Source organism: Celeribacter marinus (genome assembly GCF_965656515.1).
In the GTDB taxonomy this organism is placed as follows: domain Bacteria; phylum Pseudomonadota; class Alphaproteobacteria; order Rhodobacterales; family Rhodobacteraceae; genus Celeribacter; species Celeribacter marinus_D.
This window is the reverse complement of the sequence record NZ_CBFHKW010000004.1, coordinates 47,566-52,004: the sequence shown is the minus strand read 5'-3', so window position 1 is coordinate 52,004 and position 4,439 is coordinate 47,566. Positions and strand designations below refer to the sequence as shown.

General features: G+C 55.1%; 4 protein-coding genes and 1 pseudogene. All 5 read left to right on the top strand.

The features are described 5' to 3' along the window. Positions 1-70 precede the first annotated feature (70 nt). On the top strand, positions 71-1,444 hold the full coding sequence (locus ACTG34_RS01840; RefSeq protein WP_439103343.1) for an MFS transporter: 1,374 nt from the start codon (positions 71-73) through the stop codon (positions 1,442-1,444). Next, positions 1,444-2,358 (top strand): penicillin-insensitive murein endopeptidase, encoded by a 915-nt coding sequence (mepA, locus tag ACTG34_RS01835; protein ID WP_439103342.1) that lies wholly within the window; start codon positions 1,444-1,446, stop codon positions 2,356-2,358. Before ACTG34_RS01840 ends, mepA begins: the two co-directional genes overlap by 1 nt. Then, positions 2,331-3,197: an esterase-like activity of phytase family protein gene (locus ACTG34_RS01830; RefSeq protein WP_439103341.1), complete on the top strand. Its 867-nt coding sequence runs from the start codon at positions 2,331-2,333 to the stop codon at positions 3,195-3,197. Before mepA ends, ACTG34_RS01830 begins: the two co-directional genes overlap by 28 nt. Before the next feature lie 120 nt (positions 3,198-3,317). Then, a complete protein-coding gene (locus tag ACTG34_RS01825; RefSeq protein ID WP_439103340.1) occupies positions 3,318-3,959 on the top strand; it encodes a queuosine precursor transporter in 642 nt (213 codons plus the stop codon). A 407-nt stretch (positions 3,960-4,366) separates the two neighbouring features. Beyond that, positions 4,367-4,439 (top strand): annotated as a pseudogene (locus ACTG34_RS01820) (alternative ribosome rescue aminoacyl-tRNA hydrolase ArfB); the annotation flags it as partial.

Genomic DNA, 4,439 nt, shown 5'->3' with positions numbered 1-4,439 from the left:
ACCTCAATTCGATTGCCTTAACGTCCGTTTGCCTGTTCTATCGCCTCAGACAAGAAAAAGGGTTTGGGGCATGGGCGAGCCAACACACGGCAAACGTATCTGGGGTTGGATGATGTATGATTGGGCCACACAGCCCTATCACACGTTGATCATTACCTTTATTTTTGGACCCTATTTTGCGGAACAGGTCATTTCGTCGCTTATGGCGGGCGGCATGGACAGCGAGATGGCCAAAGCCGAAGCGCAATCCATTTGGGGCTATGGCCTAAGTATCGCAGGTCTAACAATCGCAATTCTAGCCCCTGTTCTTGGCGCTGTCGCGGATAGTACGGGGCGCAAAATGCCGTGGATTAGGGTCTTTTCCATTCTGTACGTGGTGGGCTCGTTCGGGCTTTGGCTTGCCGCGCCGTCAGATTTTCCAACCGTTTTGATCCTTGTATTTTTTGGTTTGGGTATGATCGGGCTAGAGTTCACCACGATCTTTACCAACGCAATGTTGCCAGACCTGGGCACACGCGAGGAGATTGGAAAGATCTCCGGCAATGGCTGGGCGTGGGGCTATGTCGGCGGTCTCATCGCCCTTGTTGCGATGCTGTTGCTGTTTGCGGAGAACGGGGCCGGTGTTACGCTCATCGGTATTGCGCCGCTGTTCGGATTCGATGCCGCCGCGCGCGAAGGTACGCGGTTTGTTGGACCGTTTGTCGGTCTGTGGTTTATCCTCTCGATGATCCCGTTTTTCATGTGGGTGCGCGAACCCAAAAGTGGTGTGGGCGGTCATGGCAGCGGGTTTTCTCAAGGACTGCGTGATTTGAAAAAGACACTCAAGTCGCTGCCCGCGCGCAAATCGCTATTCGCTTATCTGGGCTCGTCGATGTTTTACCGCGATGCGCTCAACGGTGTTTATACCTTTGGCGGAATTTACGCGCTGGGGGCATTGGGGTGGAGTGTCGTTGATGTCGGCGTCTTCGGGATTTTGGCAATTATTACGGGCGCCATTTTCGCGTATTTGGGCGGGGCGGCAGATGTTCGGTTCGGTCCGAAACGTGTGATCGCAATTTGCATCATTTTGCTCATGATCGTCTGTGCGATGATCTTGTCCATCACACGCGAAAGCGTATTGTTCGTCGCGGTCGATCCGTCAAGCGCGCTCCCCGATGTAGCCTTTTATGTGTGCGGCGCGATCATCGGCGCGTGTGGCGGTGCGATCCAATCCGCCTCGCGCACGATGATGGTTCGCCAAGCAGACCCCGAGCGCATGACCGAAGCGTTTGGCCTCTATGCGTTGTCTGGGAAAGCCACATCATTTCTAGCGCCCGCGTTAATCGCTGTGGTGTCGGATGTCACAAACTCCCAACGATTGGGCATCACACCCTTGATTGCGCTTTTCTTTATCGGTCTGGTCTTGTTAGCGTGGGTTAACCCAGAAGGTGTGGAGAACGAGTGATGCGGTTGGTTTGGTTTGGTTTGGTTATTTGTACGGGTCTGGCGGCATGTGGCGCAGAGCGCGCGCCCTCCGCGTCAAAGGCGGCAACATCCGTCACCGTGTCGTCCTCTGATCATCGTCCTGCAAAATCGGTGTTCAGCGGGATAGCGGTTGCCTCAACGGGTGAGTCCGAGTCCTATGGCTCCTATGCCAAGGGGTGCGTTGGCGGGGCGGCTCAATTGCCCGAAACGGGTGCGACATGGCAGGCCATGCGCTTATCTCGCAATCGCAATTGGGGTCATGAGACGCTTGTTGATTTTGTTCAGGATTTATCACGTAAGGCGGCGACCCAGCCCGGTTGGGCCGGCCTATACGTTGGTGACATGAGCCAGCCGCGTGGCGGTCCGATGTCGTCAGGTCACGCCAGTCATCAGATTGGTTTGGACGCAGATATCTGGATGCTGCCGCCAAGCCGATTGAACCTGACGCCGGCCGAGCGTGAAAACTTGTCGTCGATTTCCATGCGACGCGCGGGCGGTGCCTACGTCAATAGCGACTGGACCCCGCAGCATCACAACGTCATCAAAGCCGCCGCACAAGACCCACGTGTTGCGCGTATTTTCGTCTTTCCAGGCGCGAAAGTGCAGATGTGCAACGACGAAAAAGGGGATCGTGCGTGGCTCAACAAAGTCCGGCCATGGTGGGGACATCACTATCATTTCCACGTGCGTTTGAACTGTCCTAAGGGGGATGCATCCTGTGTCGATCAGGCGCCGCCCCCCGCGGGAGATGGATGTGCCGATGCGCAAACTTGGGTGAACAACATTCTCAACCCGCCGCCGCCCAATCCCAACGCGACCCCGTCAAAGCCTAAACCTCCAATCACAATGGCGACCCTTCCCGCACAATGTTCATCTGTAGTCTCGTCGTATTAATCCTGTTGTCTGCGCCCCTCACGGCGCAAGACGCACAGTATTTGGGAAGTTATCGTTGGCAGTCGAGTGATCCGCTTCACGGTGGGTTCTCTGGCCTTGAATTGTCGGATGACGGACGTGGCTATGTGACAATCTCGGATCGCGGGGCGATCGAAACGGGCCAGCTGAAACGCGATGCACGTGGTGTGGTGTCACAGGTTAGGTCGGATGGAATTGTGCCGTTGAGGGGCGCTAAATCTGATGCGTTGCCGCGCTACGGAACCGATGCCGAGGGGCTTGCGGTTGGTAGTGATCGCACCATTTATATAAGCTTTGAGGGTCTTCACCGCATCTGGTCCTATGCCTCGGTGAATGCGCGTGCGGTGCCTCTGCCGGCGCACCCAGATTTCAAATCACTTCAAAACAACTCTGGATTGGAAGCATTGGCGATTGATGCGCAGGAGCGGCTTTTGACCATGCCCGAGCGGTCAGGTGAGCGGTCCACACCGTTCCCCGTCTACCGCAATGGCGGAGGGACGTTTGGCATTGTGTACCGCATTCCGCGATCGGGTGAATACCTGCCTGTGGGCATGGATGTTGGGCCGGATGGGCAGCTATATGTCTTGGAGCGATGGTTTCGCGGGATCGGGTTTTCATCACGTGTGCGCCGATTTGATATCAGCGGCAATACGGCCGATGGCGAGGTTACGTTGATTGAAAGCGGCCTTGGCGTTCATGATAATTTAGAGGGGATTGCCGTGTGGCGCGATGCGCAAGGTATTCGTATCACCATGATTTCCGACGATAATTTTAAACCGTTCCAAGTCACGGAATTTGTGGACTACCGCGTGATCGAATAAATCCTTGATCTGGATCGGTTGGGGCGGTAAACGCTCGCATCGCCTCATATGGGGCATTCACCAAAGCCCCGATGGTCGGGGCCGAGTTGCCGTCACCTTCGATAAAAAACGGATTACATCATGAACCGAATTCTTCCTGGCATCATTGCCATGGCCACCATTGTGGTTGCCTCAAACATCCTTGTGCAATTTCTCATCCTTGATGGGCTGCTGACATGGGGGGCGTTTACCTATCCCTTTGCCTTTCTCGTCACGGATGTGATGAACCGCGTTTACGGCGTGAAATCAGCGCGTAAAGTCATTTTCGCGGGCTTTGTTACGGGAATTGTCTGTTCGCTCATCGGGACGCAGATCTCGATGCAGGGAGATGGATACACCTATCAAGCGGTGGCAATGCGTGTTGCTGTTGGATCGGCAACGGCGTTCTTGATTGCTCAACTCGTTGATATTGCAATATTTAACCGTCTTCGCGCTGGGGCATGGTGGCGGGCGCCACTGGTCTCTACGGTTGTCGGGTCGGCATTGGATACGGCGATCTTTTTCACCCTCGCGTTCTCACAGTCCGTCCGTGTTTTTGGCGAAGCGGCGAATGCGGAGATTTCGTGGGCTTGGGATGTCGTGCCGTTTTTGACCGTTGGTCCGATGGCGCCACTATGGATGTCGCTCGCGGTTGCCGATTGGGGTGTGAAACTTGCCCTTGCGTTGATCGCGCTGCTGCCGTTTCGCCTCATTGTTGGGCGTTTGGCCGCACGGGTGGTATAAAAAGACTTGCCATATACCAGATATGTGGCACCATCTCCTTATCGGCAACATTTGAAAGGAGGTGTCCTAGTGTCTAGAGTCCTATTGGAAGCAACGGTCAAGACAGTCGGAGGGGCCGACGACTAGGGGCAGTCCCCTGTTCAGAACACCTTTGATTGGGCATCCCTAATTGACCCAATTCCACTGATCTCGAAGGGCTGTCTTTTCTAGGCAGCCCTTTTTGCATCCGTGCAATCGGGCATCGTCACATGGTGTGTCCTCGGGTTTTGTCTACGTTTTGTGTCCCCACTTTGTGTCAGGGTGTTTAACCTGTTATCCGTGATTGTGGCGCGGTGTTGCATCTGTTTAACACCTTTATGCCCGCGCTTTGCACATATTTGAGCCGCGCTGATCCAAGGACGAGACCCATGCCGCTGACCATCACCGACCAGATCGAGATTGCCGATTGGGAACTCACGGAGTCCTTTATGCGTGCCTCTG

Bases quoted from the DNA above. Each gene is read 5' to 3' on its own strand.
- ACTG34_RS01840 (WP_439103343.1), top strand. From the start codon at position 71: ATGGGCGAGCCAACACACGGCAAACGTATCTGGGGTTGGATGATGTAT.
- mepA (WP_439103342.1), top strand. From the start codon at position 1,444: ATGCGGTTGGTTTGGTTTGGTTTGGTTATTTGTACGGGTCTGGCGGCA.
- ACTG34_RS01830 (WP_439103341.1), top strand. From the start codon at position 2,331: ATGTTCATCTGTAGTCTCGTCGTATTAATCCTGTTGTCTGCGCCCCTC.
- ACTG34_RS01825 (WP_439103340.1), top strand. From the start codon at position 3,318: ATGAACCGAATTCTTCCTGGCATCATTGCCATGGCCACCATTGTGGTT.